This is a genomic window from Pseudomonas sp. FP453 (genome assembly GCF_030687495.1).
GTDB lineage: Bacteria > Pseudomonadota > Gammaproteobacteria > Pseudomonadales > Pseudomonadaceae > Aquipseudomonas.
This window is the reverse complement of record NZ_CP117435.1, coordinates 5,862,039-5,876,934: the sequence shown is the minus strand read 5'-3', so window position 1 is coordinate 5,876,934 and position 14,896 is coordinate 5,862,039. Positions and strand designations below refer to the sequence as shown.

The following is a 14,896-nucleotide window of genomic DNA, read 5'->3' as shown; positions in this document are numbered from 1 at the left end:
GCAAAAAAATGCCCCGCACTTGGCGGGGCATTTTTTATGGGCGGGGCTTACAGGCCGTCAAGCATCGCCTTGTTGCGCACAGCACCCTTGTCGGCACTGGTGGCCAGCAGGGCGTAGGCCTTCAGCGCGGTGGTGACTTTGCGCGGACGCTTCTCCACCGGCTTCCAACCCTTCTTGTCCTGCTCGACCCGGCGTGCGGCCAGTTCTTCGTCGCTGATCAACAGGTTGATCGAACGGTTCGGAATGTCGATCAGCACCTTGTCGCCATCCTGCACCAGGCCAATCGCGCCGCCGGCAGCGGCTTCTGGCGAAGCGTGGCCGATGGACAGGCCCGAGGTGCCGCCGGAGAAACGGCCGTCGGTGAGCAAGGCGCAGGCTTTGCCCAGGCCTTTGGACTTCAGGTACGACGTCGGGTAGAGCATCTCCTGCATACCCGGGCCGCCTTTCGGGCCTTCGTAGCGGATGATCACGATGTCGCCTTCCTTCACTTCGTCGGCGAGGATGCCGCGCACCGAGCTGTCCTGGCTTTCGTAGATCTTGGCACGGCCTTCGAAGACATGGATGGACTCATCCACACCGGCGGTTTTCACCACGCAGCCGTCGAGGGCGATGTTGCCGTACAGCACGGCCAGGCCGCCTTCCTGGGAGTAAGCGTGCTCGACGCTGCGGATGCAGCCGTTTTCACGGTCGTCGTCGAGGGTGTCCCAACGGGTCGACTGGCTGAACGCGGTTTGCGTCGGGATGCCGGCCGGGCCGGCCTTGAAGAAGTGGTGCACGGCTTCGTCGTCAGTCTGGGTGATGTCCCACTTGGCGATGCCTTCGGCGAGGGTCTTGCTGTGCACGGTCGGCAGGTCGGTGTGCAGCAGGCCGCCACGGGCCAGCGAGCCGAGGATCGAGAAGATCCCGCCGGCGCGGTGCACGTCTTCCATGTGGTACTTCTGGATGTTCGGCGCGACTTTGCACAGTTGCGGCACGTTGCGGGACAGGCGGTCGATGTCGCGCAGGTCGAAATCGATCTCGGCTTCCTGGGCGGCGGCCAGCAAGTGCAGGATGGTGTTGGTGGAACCGCCCATGGCGATGTCCAGGGTCATGGCGTTTTCGAACGCCTTGAAGTTGGCGATGTTGCGCGGCAGCACCGACTCATCGTTGTCGTGGTAGTAGCGCTTGCACAGCTCGACGATGGTGCGGCCGGCCTGCAGGAACAGCTGCTCGCGGTCGCTGTGGGTGGCCAGGGTGGAACCGTTGCCCGGCAAGGCCAGGCCCAGGGCTTCCACCAGGCAGTTCATCGAGTTGGCGGTGAACATGCCGGAGCACGAACCGCAGGTTGGGCACGCGCTGCGCTCGTATTCCGCGACCTTCTCGTCAGAAGCGCTGGAATCGGCGGCGATGACCATGGCGTCCACCAGGTCGAGGCCGTGGGAGGCCAGTTTGGTCTTGCCGGCTTCCATCGGACCGCCGGAGACGAAGATCACCGGGATGTTCAGGCGCAGGGAGGCCATCAGCATGCCGGGGGTGATCTTGTCGCAGTTCGAGATGCACACGATGGCGTCGGCGCAGTGGGCGTTGACCATGTACTCCACGGAGTCGGCGATGATCTCGCGGCTCGGCAGGGAATACAGCATGCCGTCATGGCCCATGGCGATGCCGTCGTCCACGGCGATGGTGTTGAATTCCTTCGCTACGCCGCCAGCGCGTTCGATCTCGCGGGCGACCAGTTGGCCGAGGTCCTTGAGGTGGACGTGGCCCGGTACGAATTGGGTGAACGAGTTGGCAATCGCGATGATCGGCTTCTTGAAGTCGTCATCTTTCATCCCCGTGGCACGCCACAGTGCGCGGGCGCCGGCCATGTTGCGGCCGTGGGTGGATGTTTTCGAGCGGTAATCTGGCATGGAGCACTCCGGGCGGCTAATCACTTACTAATCAGGTGCGGAAAAGGGAGTGAGCTTCTATTGACGTCAGGAACACCCGAAAAATGGCCGTGTGTCCGGAAGTTGCCACTCGCGTCGCGGGATCGCCGCTTGCTTGGGCCTCGAGCTCATAAACCCGCCGGGGGATGACTGGCGATGAATAGGGCCGATTCTACACCGCTGGCGGCTGGAGGGAACGGGGCATTACAGGGCCTGCGGCTTTGTTTAGACTGGCGGCCTTTTGCCCTCCCCCCACTCCAAAGGAACTGGAATGCCCGGTATCAATCGTTTTCTTGGGTTCTACCTGCTGATCGGCCTGGTCCAGGGAATCGCCTTCTATTACTCCGACCAGCTTTATCGCGTAAACGAAGCGCTGTTTTTTGTCACCTACACCCTGGTCCTGGTAGGCGGCACCACGTTGCAGTTGCTCGGGGAAAAAGTCCGACACTGGCGTTCGTTGTTGCCGACGCTGGTGTTCACCCTGCTGATGGGCGGCATGACGCTGTGGGTGTGTTACGGCGTCGAGCATATCGGCGACAACCGTTGGGCGATCAACTCGTGGTTTATCAGCGTGGTGGTGCTGAGCTACGTCTGCGCCAGCTTCCTGTTCGCCTGGCCTAGCGCCAAAGGCCAGCGCTGGCGCTATGAAGACCTGTTCCAGCAAGCCTGGAACAGCGTGTTTATCGTGCTCTACGCGCTGATCCTGGTGGGGCTGTTCATGGCCTTGCTCAAGCTGTGGAGCCGATTGTTCCTGATGCTGGGCATCGAGTTTTTCGAGCGGCACTTCTGGAGTGAGTTGTTCCTGTGTTTCGCCCTGCCACTGGTGTTCGCGCTGGGCATGTACCTGGCGGCGCGCAGCGAGAAGGTCATCGGCCAGATGCGCAGCATGCTGCTCAGCGCCTGTGGGTTGCTGCTGCCGCTGATCGCGCTGATCAGCGTGCTGTTTACCCTGGCCCTGCCGTTTACCGGGCTCGAGCGGATCTGGGCCACGGGCTACTCCACGCCGATTCTGCTGGTGTTGGCCGGTGCGCAGTTGTTCCTGCTCAATGGCGTGTTCCAGGATGGCCGGCAGCCTCGGCCCTATCCCCGGTGGTTGACGCGGTTTATCGAGTTGAGCCTGTTGTGCCTGCCGGTCCTCGCGGCGCTGGCGTTTTATTCGAGTTGGCTGCGGGTCGAGCAATATGCCTTGTCGCCGCAGCGCTTCATCGCGTTGGCGGCGGCGTTGTTGTGCGGTTTGTATGGCCTGGCGGCGGTGTGGGCGGTGGTGTTGCGTAAGCCTGTGTGGCTGGGCAACTTGCGCGTGACCAACCCGGCATTGGCGTTGCTGTTTTGTGCGCTGGTGGTGTTGATCAACACGCCGCTGCTCAACCCGATACAGATCAGTGTGAATGATCAGGTGCAACGCTTGCTCGACGGGCGCACCAAGGCCGCGGCCTTTGACGCGCACTACCTGCGTTTCGGCCTGGAAAAGGCGGGTGAAGAGGCTTACGCCAAGCTGCAGGAGGATCTGGATAAAGAGCGCATTCTCGACGCGGACTCGCGCCGTATTTTGCGCGAGCGGATGGACGACACGGCGCTGAGTTTCAGCGAGCAATACGCCAAGGAGCGCGCCCAGCGGCCCAAGGCCGAACTGGAATGGATCGGCCCCAAGCCCAAGGGCAGCGAGCAGTTTGCCGAACTGAGCCTTGAAACCGACTCACCGTGCGAGTCCAACTGTGTGTTGTGGGCGGTGGACCTCGACCTGGATGGCCAGCCCGAAGTGCTGGCGATTCCGAACACCGGCTACCGCCACGATGCCAAGCCACCGCGCATCTTTGCCCTGGATGAGAAGGGCAAGTGGGACGATCGTGGCCCACTGGTCTGGACGCAACTGCCGGACGGCTACGTGGACACCGAAATGCTGATCCACGACATCCGCATCGGCCGGATCGAGCTGGTCAAGCCGCGTTACCGGCAGTTGCAGACCAGTGACATGCTGCTCACGCCGGTAATGCGCGAGCCGTAGTCTGCCGATTGGTCACCAGCCCCCAGAAGCTGAGCACGATGAAACTGAGGGCAATGGTCAGCAGCAGATGCTCGCCGGCCTGAGCCAACGCCGCGCTGCTGACGGCGGCGGTGAGAAACATGATGCTGTTGCCCGCCGACGCGGCCGTGCCGGCGCTGCTGGAAAACAGCAGCATCGCTGCGGAAATCGCGGCGGGTCGTACCAGCGTCACGGCGAGGGCGCTGATCAGCATCGGGATCAGCAAGGTCACCGTGGTGATGGCGTGCAGACTGACCATCAAGGTCAGCAGTAATCCGGCGACGCTGAGCAAACCGAGGCCAATATTGATCTGCCGCGACAGCGTGATGCGCTTCTGCAAATACGACGCCGCGACGCCACCGAGCAGGTAGGCCACGCCGTACACCATCAGCACCAGCGCGTATTGGTATTCGGAGAGCTGCAGCGTGTCCATGAAGATCAGTGGCGTCACGCTGATCAGCGCGAAGTAGCAGGTGAACACCAGCGCGGCGATCCACCAGTAGCGTAGGAAATCGCGATTTTTGCCGACGGCTTTCAGCGTGCCGATGATGGAAACGGCGGCGCGGTGCGGGCTGGCGGCCTTCGACGGCAGGATGCAGGCCGCGTGGATCAACATGCCCAACGCCATCAGGGCAAAGCCGTAGAAGCTGCCTTGCCAGTCGAAGGTGGTTTGCAGCCAGGAGCCGATCAGCGGTGACAGCGCGACAAACGAGCCGCTCAAGGTCATGTAATACAGGCGCACGCGGGCGCGGTCTTGTTCGTCGAACAGGTCTTCCACCAGCGCGTGGCCCAGGACGAAAAATCCACAACCCATGGCCTGCACGCTGCGAAACAGCAGGAAGCTCAGGTAGTCCGGCGCCAGTGCGCAACCGATGGCGCCAAGGATCGACAGGCTGATGCAGCCGACCAGCACTTCCTTGCGCCCCCATTTATCCGACAGCGGCCCGGCGACCAGTTGCGAGACCGCAAAGACCAGGGTGAACAGGCTGATGGACAGCGCGACGTCGGCGGTGGGCGTATCGAAGTGGGCGGACAGGGCGGGGAAGGAGGGCAGCAGGATATTGATCGGGAAGAAGCTGATCAGGGAGATGCAGGTGATGAGGATGAAGCGCGAGAGGGTGGGCCCAGACATTGTTTTTGTTTTCCCGGAGTAAAACCAGAAAACCGATACTAGTCTGCGGAAAATGGAATTCAATCAAATTCCAGACACACCACAAAAAAGTGTGGGAGCGGGCTTGCCTGCGATAGCGGTGTATCTGATACACCGCTATCGCAGGCAAGCCAGCTCCCACATTGACCTAGCCAACCTTTTGAGCTGTGCGCGACTTAGCTGTTAGGCAGCAGGCGGCACGTGATGCTCTTGATGTAACGCGTCTCGGCAATCGCCGGGTGCACCGGATGGTCCGGGCCCTGGCCGCCACGTTCCAGCATCTGGATATTGCGGTCCAGGTGGCGGGCGCTGGTCAGCAGGATGTTTTGCAGGTCGTCTTCCGGCAAGTGCATGGAGCACGACGCGCTGACGAGGATGCCGTCCTTGCTGAGCAGGCGCATGGCTTGCTCGTTCAGGCGGCGGTAGGCGCCTTCGCCGTTCTTCATGTCTTTTTTGCGCTTGATGAAGGCCGGAGGGTCGGCGACGATCACGTCGAAGCGTTCTTCGCTGGCTTTCAGTTCTTTCAACGCTTCAAACACGTCGCCTTCGATGCAGGTCATCTTCTCGGCAACGCCGTTCAGCGCCGCGTTGCGCTCGACGCCGTCGAGGGCGAAGGCGGAGGCGTCGACGCAGAACACTTCACTGGCGCCGAAGGCTGCGGCTTGCACGCCCCAACCGCCGATGTAGCTGTACAGGTCGAGCACGCGTTTGCCTTTGGCATACGGGGCCAGGCGCGCACGGTTCATGCGGTGGTCGTAGAACCAGCCGGTCTTCTGGCCCTGGATCACCGGGGCTTCGAATTTCACGCCGTTTTCTTCCAGCGCGACCCACTCCGGCACCAGGCCGAACACGGTTTCGACGTAGCGGTTGAGGCCTTCGGCGTCGCGTGCGGCGGAGTCGTTCTTGAACAGGATGCCGCTTGGCTTGAGCACTTGGGTCAGTGCGGCGATCACGTCTTCCTTATGGGCTTCCATGGTCGCCGAAGCGATCTGCACCACCAGGATGTCGCCGAAACGGTCGACCACCAGGCCTGGCAGCAGGTCGGAGTCGCCGTAGACCAGGCGGTAGAACGGCTTGTCGAACAGACGGTCACGCAGGGACAGGGCGACGTTGATGCGGTGCACCAGCAGCGACTTGTCCAGCGGCAACTTGATGTCGCGCGACAGCAGGCGCGCGCAGATCAGGTTGTTCGGGCTCATGGCCACGATGCCCAGGGTCTTGCCGCCGGCCGCTTCCAGGATAGCCTGGTCGCCCGCCTGGAAGCCGTGGAGTGGGGTGGCGGCCACGTCGATTTCGTTGCTGTAGACCCACAGGTGGCCGTTGCGCAAACGACGATCGGCGTTGGCTTTGAGACGCAGGCTTGGCAGGGACATGACGTCGCTCCGGAAAAAAGAGCGGGAGTATACCTGTTGCACGCTGTTTCATGTGGGAGCTGGCTTGCCTGCGATGCAGGCGGTGCGGTGTATCTGACGTACGGTGGTGAGGCTATCGCAGGCAAGCCAGCTCCCACATTGGATCGGGTTTCAGTTCAGGTTATTGAGGTGTCGGTCAGGTTTGCTTAGAGGTTAGAATCCCCGCCTAGTCCAGAGTAAGTACTTATGTCCCAAGAGCTATCCGCCGAACAGATCCAACAGGCCCTGCAAGGCATCAGTGTGCCGCCTCAGCCGCAGATCATGGTGGATCTGCAGATGGAGCAGTACATGCCCGACCCGGACCTGGAAGTGATCGCCCGGCTGATTGCCCAGGACCCAGGCCTGTCCGGCGCATTGCTGAAGATCGTCAACTCGTCGTATTTCGGCCTGAGCAACAAGATCGCCTCGATCCAGCGCGCCGTGAACCTGCTGGGCAGCCGCTCGATCATCAACCTGATCAACGCACTGTCGATAAAGGGCGAGATGAGCGATGACACCATCGTCACCCTCAACCGTTTCTGGGACACCGCCCAGGACGTGGCCATGACCTGCCTGACCCTGGCCAAGCGCACCGGCGCCCAGGCGGTGGACGAAGCCTACGCCCTCGGCCTGTTCCACGATTGCGGCGTGCCGCTGATGCTCAAGCGCTTCCCCAATTACATGGCGGTGCTCGAAGAGGCCTACGCCAACGCCGGCCCGGACTGCCGCGTGGTGGATACCGAGAACAACGCGTTCAACACCAACCATGCGGTGGTCGGCTACTACACCGCGAAATCCTGGCGCCTGCCGCAGCATGTGACCGACGCCATCGCCAACCACCACAATGCCCTGGCGATTTTCAGCGATGAATCGTCGCGCAATCCGCAGCTGAAAAACCTGCTGGCGATCCTGAAAATGGCCGAGCACATCTGCTCGTCCTACCGTGTGCTGGGCAACCAGTCGGTGGACCATGAGTGGAATGCCATCAGCCACCTGGTGCTGGACTACGTGGGCCTGTCGGACTACGACTTCGAAAGCATGAAGTTGTCGATCCGCGAACTGGGCGCACACTGACCCTTCCGTTTACGAGGTACCTATGCCCGAGTTGCCCGAAGTCGAAACCACCCGGCGTGGGATTGCGCCGCACCTGGAAGGCCAGCGCGTCAGCCGCGTGATCGTGCGCGAGCGGCGCCTGCGCTGGCCGATCCCGGAAGATTTGGATGTGCGCCTGTCCGGGCAACGCATCGTCTTGGTGGAGCGGCGGGCCAAGTACCTGTTGATCAACGCCGAAGTGGGCACGCTGATCAGCCATTTGGGCATGTCGGGCAACTTGCGGTTGGTGGAAGTCGGGCTGCCGGCGCTCAAGCATGAACATGTGGACATCGAGCTGGAGTCGGGCCTGGCCCTGCGCTACACCGACCCACGGCGTTTTGGCGCGATGCTCTGGAGCCAGGACCCGCACAACCACGAACTGCTGCTCCGCCTGGGACCGGAGCCGTTGACCGACCTGTTTGACGGTGAGCGCTTGTTCAAACTGTCCCGTGGCCGTTCGATGGCGGTGAAGCCGTTCATCATGGACAACGCGGTGGTGGTGGGCGTGGGCAATATCTATGCGACCGAAGCACTGTTTGCGGCGGGGATCGATCCGCGTCGCGAGGCGGGCGGTATCTCGCGAGCGCGTTATTTGAAGCTGGCGATCGAGATCAAGCGCATCCTGGCCGCTGCGATCGAGCGGGGCGGTACGACATTGCGCGACTTTATCGGTGGGGATGGGCAGCCGGGGTATTTCCAGCAGGAGCTGTTCGTTTATGGCCGGGGGAACGAGGCGTGCAAGGTGTGCGGGACGGAGTTGCGCAATGTGATGCTGGGGCAGCGGGCGAGTGTGTTTTGCCCTAGGTGCCAGAGCTGATTGCTGTGTGAGGGCTGATATCGCTATCGCAGGCAAGCCAGCTCCCACATTTTGACCGTGTGAACCCGATCAAGTGTGGGAGCTGGCTTGCCTGCGATGAGGCCCTTAAGCCTTGCCAGTAATCTTGCGGTACTTGTCCATCAACTGCTCTTCCGTCTCCGGATGCGCTTCATCCAGTGGAATGCAATCCACCGGGCAGACCTGCTGGCACTGCGGTTCGTCATAGTGGCCGACACACTGGGTGCACAGGTTCGGGTCGATCACGTAGATCTCTTCACCCTGGGAAATGGCAGCGTTCGGGCACTCGGGTTCGCAGACGTCGCAATTGATGCAATCGTCGGTGATGATCAGGGACATGGAAACTCCTGCCAGGGCTGTCAGCCAGGGCATCTGAAAACTAATGCGCGCAATTGTGCCGCATTGGCGCCCGCAGTGCGAGCGGGCGCCGATCAGGCGGTCTTACTTCTTGAAGCGCAACGTCAGCGCATCGGCCACGGCTGGGTGGACGAACTTGGTGATATCTCCGCCCAAAGCGGCGATTTCACGGACCAACGTCGAGGAAATGAACGAATAACGTTCCGACGGCGTGAGGAACAGGCTTTCCACGTCCGGCGCCAGTTGGCGGTTCATGTTGGCCAGCTGGAATTCGTATTCGAAGTCCGACACCGCGCGAAGACCGCGCAGGAACACATTGGCGTTCTGCTCTTTGGCGAAGTGCGCAAGCAGCGTGGAAAAGCCCACCACTTCCACGTTGGGCAGGTGCTTGGTGACCTCACGCGCCAGTTCCACGCGCTGTTCCAGGGGAAACAGCGGGTTTTTCTTGGGGCTGGCTGCGACCGCGATGATCACATGGTCGAACAAGCGTGAGGCGCGTTCGACCAGATCGCCATGGCCTTTGGTAATCGGGTCGAAGGTACCTGGGTACAACACTCGGTTCATCGCGTCGTCCTGGCGGAGTCCGTTGGGGAACCGGATGGTATCGCAGCCATCCCGGTCGGCCAAGTCGACTTATGTAGATAGACGCCGCGTATCCGACGTTTTTTCACGCTGTTTTCAGACGTTCGGCCAACGCGGTCGCCAGTTGCGCGGTCAATCCATACACCGACAATTGCGGGTTGGCCCCAATGCTGGTGGGGAACAGCGAACCGTCGTGGATCGACAGGTTGCGCAATTGATGATGGCGCCCGAGGCTGTCGGCCACCGCATTTTTCGGGTCTTCGCCCATGGCGCAACCGCCCATCACATGGGCGCTGCCCAGGCAGGTGCGGTGCAGTTCCAGGTTGAGGTCGTCGATCATTGCGCGGGCTTCGCCCAGGGTTTTCACGTAGCGCGCATCGTGGTGCAGCGGCTTGACCGACTTGGCACCCGCCGCGAACTGGATCTCGGCCATGCTGTGGAAGGCCCGGCGCAGGCCGTCCCAGGCGTAGTCCGAGACCTGGTAGTCGAGCACCGGCGTGCCGTCACCGCGCAGATCCACGGTGCCGCCGGGGCTGTCGGGGTGAAAGCCGTCCCGCAGCAGCGCGAGCATGGCGTGGGTGTTGGGCAATTGGCTCATGTCCAGGGCGTTCTGTTCGCCATAGCCGCCCAGCAGGGTGCTGGCCAACGCGGGATGTAGGGGCGGTGCTTCCAGCTTGTACGACATTTTGCCGGTGGTGCCGTCCTGCCATTGGAAATGGTCGGAATATATCGATTGCGGCGCGCCGTAGAACGGGTTGATCACCTCGTCGAACAGCCCCGCCGAGAAATTCACCAAATGCAGGAAGGTGCGTTTGCCCACCCGTGAATGCGGGTCGGGAGCGTCCGAGCGCATCAGCAGCGCCGGGCTGTTGATGCCGCCGCCGGCGAGCACGTAGTGCTTGGCTTTCACCGTGATCTTGCGACCGGTGGGCGCCACGCACAGCGCGTCCATGGCCACGCATTCCAGGCTGCTGATGGTGTCGCCGCTGTATTTAAGGCGTTCGGCGCGGGCCAGGTAGAGCAACTCGCCGCCGGCTTCCAAGGTGGATGGGATGGTGGTCACCAGCATCGACTGCTTGGCGTTGACCGGGCAACCCATGCCGCAATACCCCAGGTTGAAGCAGCCACGCACATTGCGCGGGATCACATGCCAGCTGTAGCCAAGCTTCTCGCAGCCTTTGCGGATCACGTCGTTATTGGGGTTGGGCGGCATGGCCCACGGCGCGATGCCCAGGCGTTGCTCCATTTTTTCGAACCATGGCGCCATCTCGGCGCTGCTGTGGCCCTTCACCGCGTATTCGCTGGCCCAGTGGGAAAGGGTGGCGTCCGGCGTGCGAAAGCTCGACGTCCAGTTGATCAAGGTGGTACCGCCCACGGCCCGGCCTTGCAGGATGGTGATCGCGCCGTCCTTGCTCATGCGGCCGATGCCTTCCTGGTACAGGCTGGTGTAGGCCTCGTCCTCAAGCAGCTTGAAATCGCTGCTGGTCTTGAGCGGGCCTTCTTCGATCAGCAGCACCTTGTAGCCGGCGGCGCTGAGGATCTCGGCGGTGGTACCGCCGCCGGCGCCGCTGCCGATGATGGCAACGTCGGCTTCCAGGGTCAGGTCGCTGTCGAGGGCGGCGCCGTTGTGGGTTTTCCAGCCACGGGCGAGGCCTTCACGGAACAGATCGGGTACGGGCATAGGAATGCACTCTTGTTTTTATACGAAGTTGAGTTCGGACAAACACTGCAAACCCCTGTGGGAGCGGGCTTGCCCGCGATGGCGGTGTGTCAGCCACTACAACCTTCACTGATGTACCGCTATCGCAGGCAAGCCAGCTCCCACAGTTTTAATTGGGTTTTCAAGGCTAGATCTTGGGTGGCCCGGGGTAGCCGCAATGGGCCCACGACACCGGCTGGAAGTACCACGCCATGATCACCAGCTTGAGCAACGAACCCTGGCCCATGCGCAGCAGGTTCAGGTAGCTGTTCTCCCAGCGATGCAGGAAGGTGCGGATCTGCTCGCTGCTGGCGTTTTCCCAGCCGCCCCAGATCCCGGTCAGCGGCCCACGGGTGATGCCCATGCCCAGCACGTCAAACAGTTGCTGGGTGAGCTTGAACATCTCCGGCGACAGGCGTTGCAGGCTGAAATCGAGCTTTTTCAGGGTGTCTTCGATCCCGTTGGTGACGGCCTCGGCGCTGGCCACGCCTTCGAGCAGCACCGGAATCACGGCGCGCAGGAACGGCAGGTCGCTGCTGCGCAACATCACAAAACCGCTGGCCGGTGTGCTGCTGGAGCAGCCGCTGAGGCTGGCGCCGAGTCCGGCGGTGGCGAGGAAGGCGCTGGCGCACAGGCCGATTTTCAAGACGCCGCGCCGTGACAGCGCGGGTGTTTCAGTCAGGCTGGGGTTCATTTTTATTGTTATCCCGAGAGTGGTGTTATCAGCGGATAAACAGCTTCTGGATCAACTTCTGGATCGCCTTGCCATAAGGCGGGTAGATCAACTTCGCCGCGTTCAGGCGTTGCTTCACCAGCACGCCTTTGGCTTTGCTGAACGTGAGGAAACCTTCGTGGCCGTGGTAGTGGCCCATGCCCGAGGGGCCGATGCCGCCGAACGGCATGTCGTCCTGGGCCACGTGCAGCAGGGTGTCGTTCAGGCATACGCCGCCGGAATGGGTCTCGTGGAGTACGCGGTTCTGTTCGCCCTTGTTGTAGCCGAAGTAATACAGGGCCAGTGGGCGAGGGCGCTGGTTGATGTAGGCAAAGGCCTGGTCGAGGCCGCGATACGGCACGATCGGCAGCAGCGGGCCGAAGATTTCGTCCTGCATCACCGTCATGTCATCGCTGACATTCAGCAACAGGCTGTGGGCCATGCGCCGGGCCTGGCCCTGATCAAACAGCGGAATCAGCGTGGCGCCCTTGTCGGTGGCGTCCTTGGCGTAGGCATTGAGCCGCGCCAATTGCCGTTCGTTGATGATGGCGGTGTAGTCCGGGTTGTCGGCCAGGGTCGGATAAAATCCGCGAATCGCTTGGGTGTAGGCCTCTATGAAACCCTCCACGCGATCTTCCGGCACCAACACGTAGTCCGGCGCCACGCAGGTTTGCCCGGCGTTCAAGGCCTTGCCGAAAGCGATGCGTTCGGCGGCGTCCTTGAGCGGCACATCGGCAGACACGATGGCCGGCGACTTGCCGCCCAGTTCCAGGGTGACCGGCGTGAGGTGTTCGGCTGCCGCGCGCATCACATGCTTGCCGATGCTGGTGGCGCCGGTGAACAGCAGGTGGTCGAAGCGCAGCCGGGAAAACGCGATGCCCATATCGGCCTCGCCGAGCACCACGCACACCAGGTCTTCGGGGAAGATCTTCGCCAGCAGCTTTTTCAGCAGCTCGCCGGTGGCCGGGGTGGATTCGCTGAGCTTGAGCATCACCCGGTTGCCCGCCGCCAACGCCCCGACCAGCGGGCCAATGGCCAGGTACAGCGGGTAGTTCCACGGCACAATCACGCCGACCACGCCCAGCGGCTGGTAGATGACCTTGGCGGACGCGGGCTGGAAGGCAATGCCTACAGCGCGGCGTGAAGGTTTCATCCAGTCTTTGAGGTGTTTGCTGGCGTAATGGATGCCGTGCAGGCTGGGCATCAGTTCGGCGAACAGGGTTTCGTCGGCGCTGCGGTGGCTGAAATCCTGGCTGATGGCGTTGATCAACGCCTGGCGTTCGTTGCTGAGCAAATCGCGCAAGGCCTTGAGCCATTGCTGGCGTTGGCCGGCCGGCGGCATCGGGTTGGCCGCGTAGGCGCGTTGTTGGGCGTCGAACAGGTCCTGGAGGTGTTCCAGCGCCTGGGAATCTTGCAGGTAGGCAACGTTGGCAGACATGGCGCAGTTCCCGGTTGTTATAGGTCTGCCTGGATTTTTAGAGTCATTGCTCTAAATTGTCAAATAACATTGCAGCAACATGCAGTTTTATCCAGGCCGGGATAGGCCGTAAGATGCCCCATCACGTGTATAGAAGCTGATTCCCCTATGGCACCACGAGTAAAGACCAGCGAGCGCATTGTGCAAACCAGCCTGGAGCTTTTTAACCAGCAGGGCGAGCGCAGTATCAGCACCAACCATATTGCTGCCCATATGGAAATTTCCCCGGGCAACCTGTACTACCACTTCCCCAACAAGCAGGCGATCATCGCCGTGCTGTTTCGCGAATACGAAGCCCTGGTGGACAGTTTCCTGCGTCCGCCCGAGGGGCGCGCCGCCACCGTCCAGGACAAACGTTTTTACTTGCAGGCCTTGCTCGCCGGCATGTGGCGCTATCGTTTCCTGCACCGCGACCTTGAACACCTGCTGGAGAGCGACCCGGGAACTGGCCACCGGCTATCGGCGTTTTTCCCAGCGCTGCCTGATCCAGGGCAATGCGATCTACCGGGGGTTCGTCGATGCCGGCATCCTCAATATGGACCCGATCCAGACCGAAGCCCTGACCCTCAACGCGTGGATCATTCTTACGTCGTGGGTGCGCTTCCTGTGTACCACCAATGAAAATTCCGCCCACCTGAGCGCCGAGGCGATCAAGCGCGGGGTGTACCAGGGTGCTGGTGCTGGAGGCCGGGTTTGTCACGCCCGAGGCCAAGGACGCGGTCGACGCGTTGTTCAAAGAGTTTTACGTGCCGTTGAATCAGGCACTGGAAGAAGTGAAGTAGGACCTTTCCCGAATCTGTCCACAGGAGTCCGTCATGCCGCTTGCCCAACTGATCAGCCCCCAGCAATTGGCCGAGCGCCAGCAGTCGCCTGGGCTGGTGATCCTTGATTGCCGCTTTGCCCTTGAAGACCCGGATTACGGGCGTTGCAGCTACGCCGAAGGGCATATCGAGGGCGCGCAATATGCTGATTTGGAGCGCCACCTCAGTGGGCCGGTGACCAAGGGCGTGACCGGTCGTCACCCGTTGCCAGCCGCGGAGACGCTGGTGCAGCAACTGCGGGCGTGGGGCATCAATGCCGATACCGACGTGGTGCTGTATGACGACGGCCCCGGCGCATTTGCCGCCCGGGCGTGGTGGTTGCTGGCGTGGTTGGGCAAGCGTGATGGCGTGTTTATCCTCGATGGCGGCCTCAAGGCCTGGCATGCGGCGGGTTTGCCGTTGAGCCTGGATGCGCCAGTCATCGAGCCCGGGACCTTTGCCGGCACGCCGGACAACCATTTGTTGCTGGACGCTGAACACCTGCAAAAGCGCCTGGGCCAGCCGGGCCTGACCTTGCTCGATGCCCGTGCCCAGCCGCGCTTTCGCGGTGAGGTGGAGCCGATCGACCCGGTCGCCGGGCATATTCCGGGGGCGCAGTGTGCGGCGTTCAGTGAAAACCTGGGCAGCGATGGACGGTTTTTGCCGGTTGAGCAGCTCAAGCAACGGTTTGCGGATCAGTTGCAAGGTCGTTCACCGGATGAGCTGGTGGCCTATTGCGGTTCGGGGGTGACGGCGTGTCATAACCTGTTTGCCCTGAGCCTGGCGGGGTATCCGTTGGGTAAGTTGTATGCGGGGTCGTGGAGTGAGTGGATTACTGATCCGGCGCGGGAAATCGCTACAGGCGACTAAA

12 protein-coding genes and 1 pseudogene are annotated in these 14,896 nt (G+C 61.9%); 5 read left to right on the top strand and 8 right to left on the bottom strand.

Annotated elements, in window-relative coordinates; translation table 11 throughout:
* Nucleotides 1–47 precede the first annotated feature (47 nt).
* Nucleotides 48–1,889, bottom strand: coding sequence for a dihydroxy-acid dehydratase (gene ilvD, locus PSH87_RS26875; protein WP_017734762.1), 1,842 nt, complete (start codon nucleotides 1,887–1,889; stop codon nucleotides 48–50).
* 289 nt (nucleotides 1,890–2,178) lie between these two features.
* On the opposite strand from ilvD, the gene PSH87_RS26870 reads away from it, so the two are divergent.
* Nucleotides 2,179–3,912, top strand: coding sequence for a DUF4153 domain-containing protein (locus PSH87_RS26870; protein ID WP_305431714.1), 1,734 nt, complete (start codon nucleotides 2,179–2,181; stop codon nucleotides 3,910–3,912).
* On the opposite strand, the gene PSH87_RS26865 is transcribed toward PSH87_RS26870, so the two are convergent.
* On the bottom strand, nucleotides 3,887–5,062 hold the full coding sequence (locus PSH87_RS26865; RefSeq protein WP_305431713.1) for an MFS transporter: 1,176 nt from the start codon (nucleotides 5,060–5,062) through the stop codon (nucleotides 3,887–3,889). The two genes, PSH87_RS26870 and PSH87_RS26865, sit on opposite strands and share 26 nt — an antisense overlap.
* A gap of 194 nt (nucleotides 5,063–5,256) precedes the next feature.
* A complete protein-coding gene (locus tag PSH87_RS26860) occupies nucleotides 5,257–6,453 on the bottom strand; it encodes a class I SAM-dependent rRNA methyltransferase (protein WP_003213799.1) in 1,197 nt (398 codons plus the stop codon).
* A gap of 279 nt (nucleotides 6,454–6,732) precedes the next feature.
* Here PSH87_RS26860 and PSH87_RS26855 point away from each other — a divergent pair, with 279 nt between their 5' ends.
* Nucleotides 6,733–7,545, top strand: coding sequence for an HDOD domain-containing protein (locus tag PSH87_RS26855; RefSeq protein WP_177325309.1), 813 nt, complete (start codon nucleotides 6,733–6,735; stop codon nucleotides 7,543–7,545).
* Between the two features lie 22 nt (nucleotides 7,546–7,567).
* Nucleotides 7,568–8,380 carry a bifunctional DNA-formamidopyrimidine glycosylase/DNA-(apurinic or apyrimidinic site) lyase gene (gene mutM / locus PSH87_RS26850; RefSeq protein ID WP_017734767.1) on the top strand — a complete coding sequence of 271 codons (813 nt, stop codon included), beginning with the start codon at nucleotides 7,568–7,570 and terminating at the stop codon, nucleotides 8,378–8,380.
* 105 nt (nucleotides 8,381–8,485) lie between these two features.
* On the opposite strand, the gene PSH87_RS26845 is transcribed toward mutM, so the two are convergent.
* The 5 genes from PSH87_RS26845 to PSH87_RS26825 form a co-directional block, all read right to left on the bottom strand.
* Complete coding sequence (locus PSH87_RS26845; protein ID WP_017734768.1) at nucleotides 8,486–8,737, bottom strand: YfhL family 4Fe-4S dicluster ferredoxin; 252 nt, start codon at nucleotides 8,735–8,737, stop codon at nucleotides 8,486–8,488.
* A gap of 102 nt (nucleotides 8,738–8,839) precedes the next feature.
* Nucleotides 8,840–9,319 carry a pantetheine-phosphate adenylyltransferase gene (gene coaD, locus PSH87_RS26840; RefSeq protein WP_003176711.1) on the bottom strand — a complete coding sequence of 160 codons (480 nt, stop codon included), beginning with the start codon at nucleotides 9,317–9,319 and terminating at the stop codon, nucleotides 8,840–8,842.
* A gap of 103 nt (nucleotides 9,320–9,422) precedes the next feature.
* Complete coding sequence (locus PSH87_RS26835) at nucleotides 9,423–11,018, bottom strand: GMC family oxidoreductase (protein ID WP_305431712.1); 1,596 nt, start codon at nucleotides 11,016–11,018, stop codon at nucleotides 9,423–9,425.
* Nucleotides 11,019–11,184: 166 nt separating this feature from the next.
* Entirely contained in the window at nucleotides 11,185–11,730 is a 546-nt protein-coding gene (locus tag PSH87_RS26830; RefSeq protein WP_305431711.1) for a twin-arginine translocation pathway signal protein, read from the bottom strand.
* Between the two features lie 28 nt (nucleotides 11,731–11,758).
* Nucleotides 11,759–13,186 carry a coniferyl aldehyde dehydrogenase gene (locus PSH87_RS26825; protein WP_305431710.1) on the bottom strand — a complete coding sequence of 476 codons (1,428 nt, stop codon included), beginning with the start codon at nucleotides 13,184–13,186 and terminating at the stop codon, nucleotides 11,759–11,761.
* A 147-nt stretch (nucleotides 13,187–13,333) separates the two neighbouring features.
* Here PSH87_RS26825 and PSH87_RS26820 point away from each other — a divergent pair.
* Together PSH87_RS26820 and PSH87_RS26815 are read left to right on the top strand one after the other, a co-directional pair.
* Nucleotides 13,334–14,007: pseudogene (locus tag PSH87_RS26820) on the top strand (TetR/AcrR family transcriptional regulator).
* Between the two features lie 33 nt (nucleotides 14,008–14,040).
* Nucleotides 14,041–14,895 carry a sulfurtransferase gene (locus PSH87_RS26815; RefSeq protein WP_305431709.1) on the top strand — a complete coding sequence of 285 codons (855 nt, stop codon included), beginning with the start codon at nucleotides 14,041–14,043 and terminating at the stop codon, nucleotides 14,893–14,895.
* Nucleotide 14,896: the final 1 nt, after the last annotated feature.

Excerpts from the sequence above, each read along its gene's own strand:
- ilvD (WP_017734762.1), bottom strand. The coding sequence starts at position 1,889 with ATGCCAGATTACCGCTCGAAAACATCCACCCACGGCCGCAACATGGCC.
- PSH87_RS26870 (WP_305431714.1), top strand. The coding sequence starts at position 2,179 with ATGCCCGGTATCAATCGTTTTCTTGGGTTCTACCTGCTGATCGGCCTG.
- PSH87_RS26865 (WP_305431713.1), bottom strand. The coding sequence starts at position 5,062 with ATGTCTGGGCCCACCCTCTCGCGCTTCATCCTCATCACCTGCATCTCC.
- PSH87_RS26860 (WP_003213799.1), bottom strand. The coding sequence starts at position 6,453 with ATGTCCCTGCCAAGCCTGCGTCTCAAAGCCAACGCCGATCGTCGTTTG.
- mutM (WP_017734767.1), top strand. The coding sequence starts at position 7,568 with ATGCCCGAGTTGCCCGAAGTCGAAACCACCCGGCGTGGGATTGCGCCG.
- PSH87_RS26845 (WP_017734768.1), bottom strand. The coding sequence starts at position 8,737 with ATGTCCCTGATCATCACCGACGATTGCATCAATTGCGACGTCTGCGAA.
- coaD (WP_003176711.1), bottom strand. The coding sequence starts at position 9,319 with ATGAACCGAGTGTTGTACCCAGGTACCTTCGACCCGATTACCAAAGGC.
- PSH87_RS26835 (WP_305431712.1), bottom strand. The coding sequence starts at position 11,018 with ATGCCCGTACCCGATCTGTTCCGTGAAGGCCTCGCCCGTGGCTGGAAA.
- PSH87_RS26830 (WP_305431711.1), bottom strand. The coding sequence starts at position 11,730 with ATGAACCCCAGCCTGACTGAAACACCCGCGCTGTCACGGCGCGGCGTC.
- PSH87_RS26825 (WP_305431710.1), bottom strand. The coding sequence starts at position 13,186 with ATGTCTGCCAACGTTGCCTACCTGCAAGATTCCCAGGCGCTGGAACAC.
- PSH87_RS26815 (WP_305431709.1), top strand. The coding sequence starts at position 14,041 with ATGCCGCTTGCCCAACTGATCAGCCCCCAGCAATTGGCCGAGCGCCAG.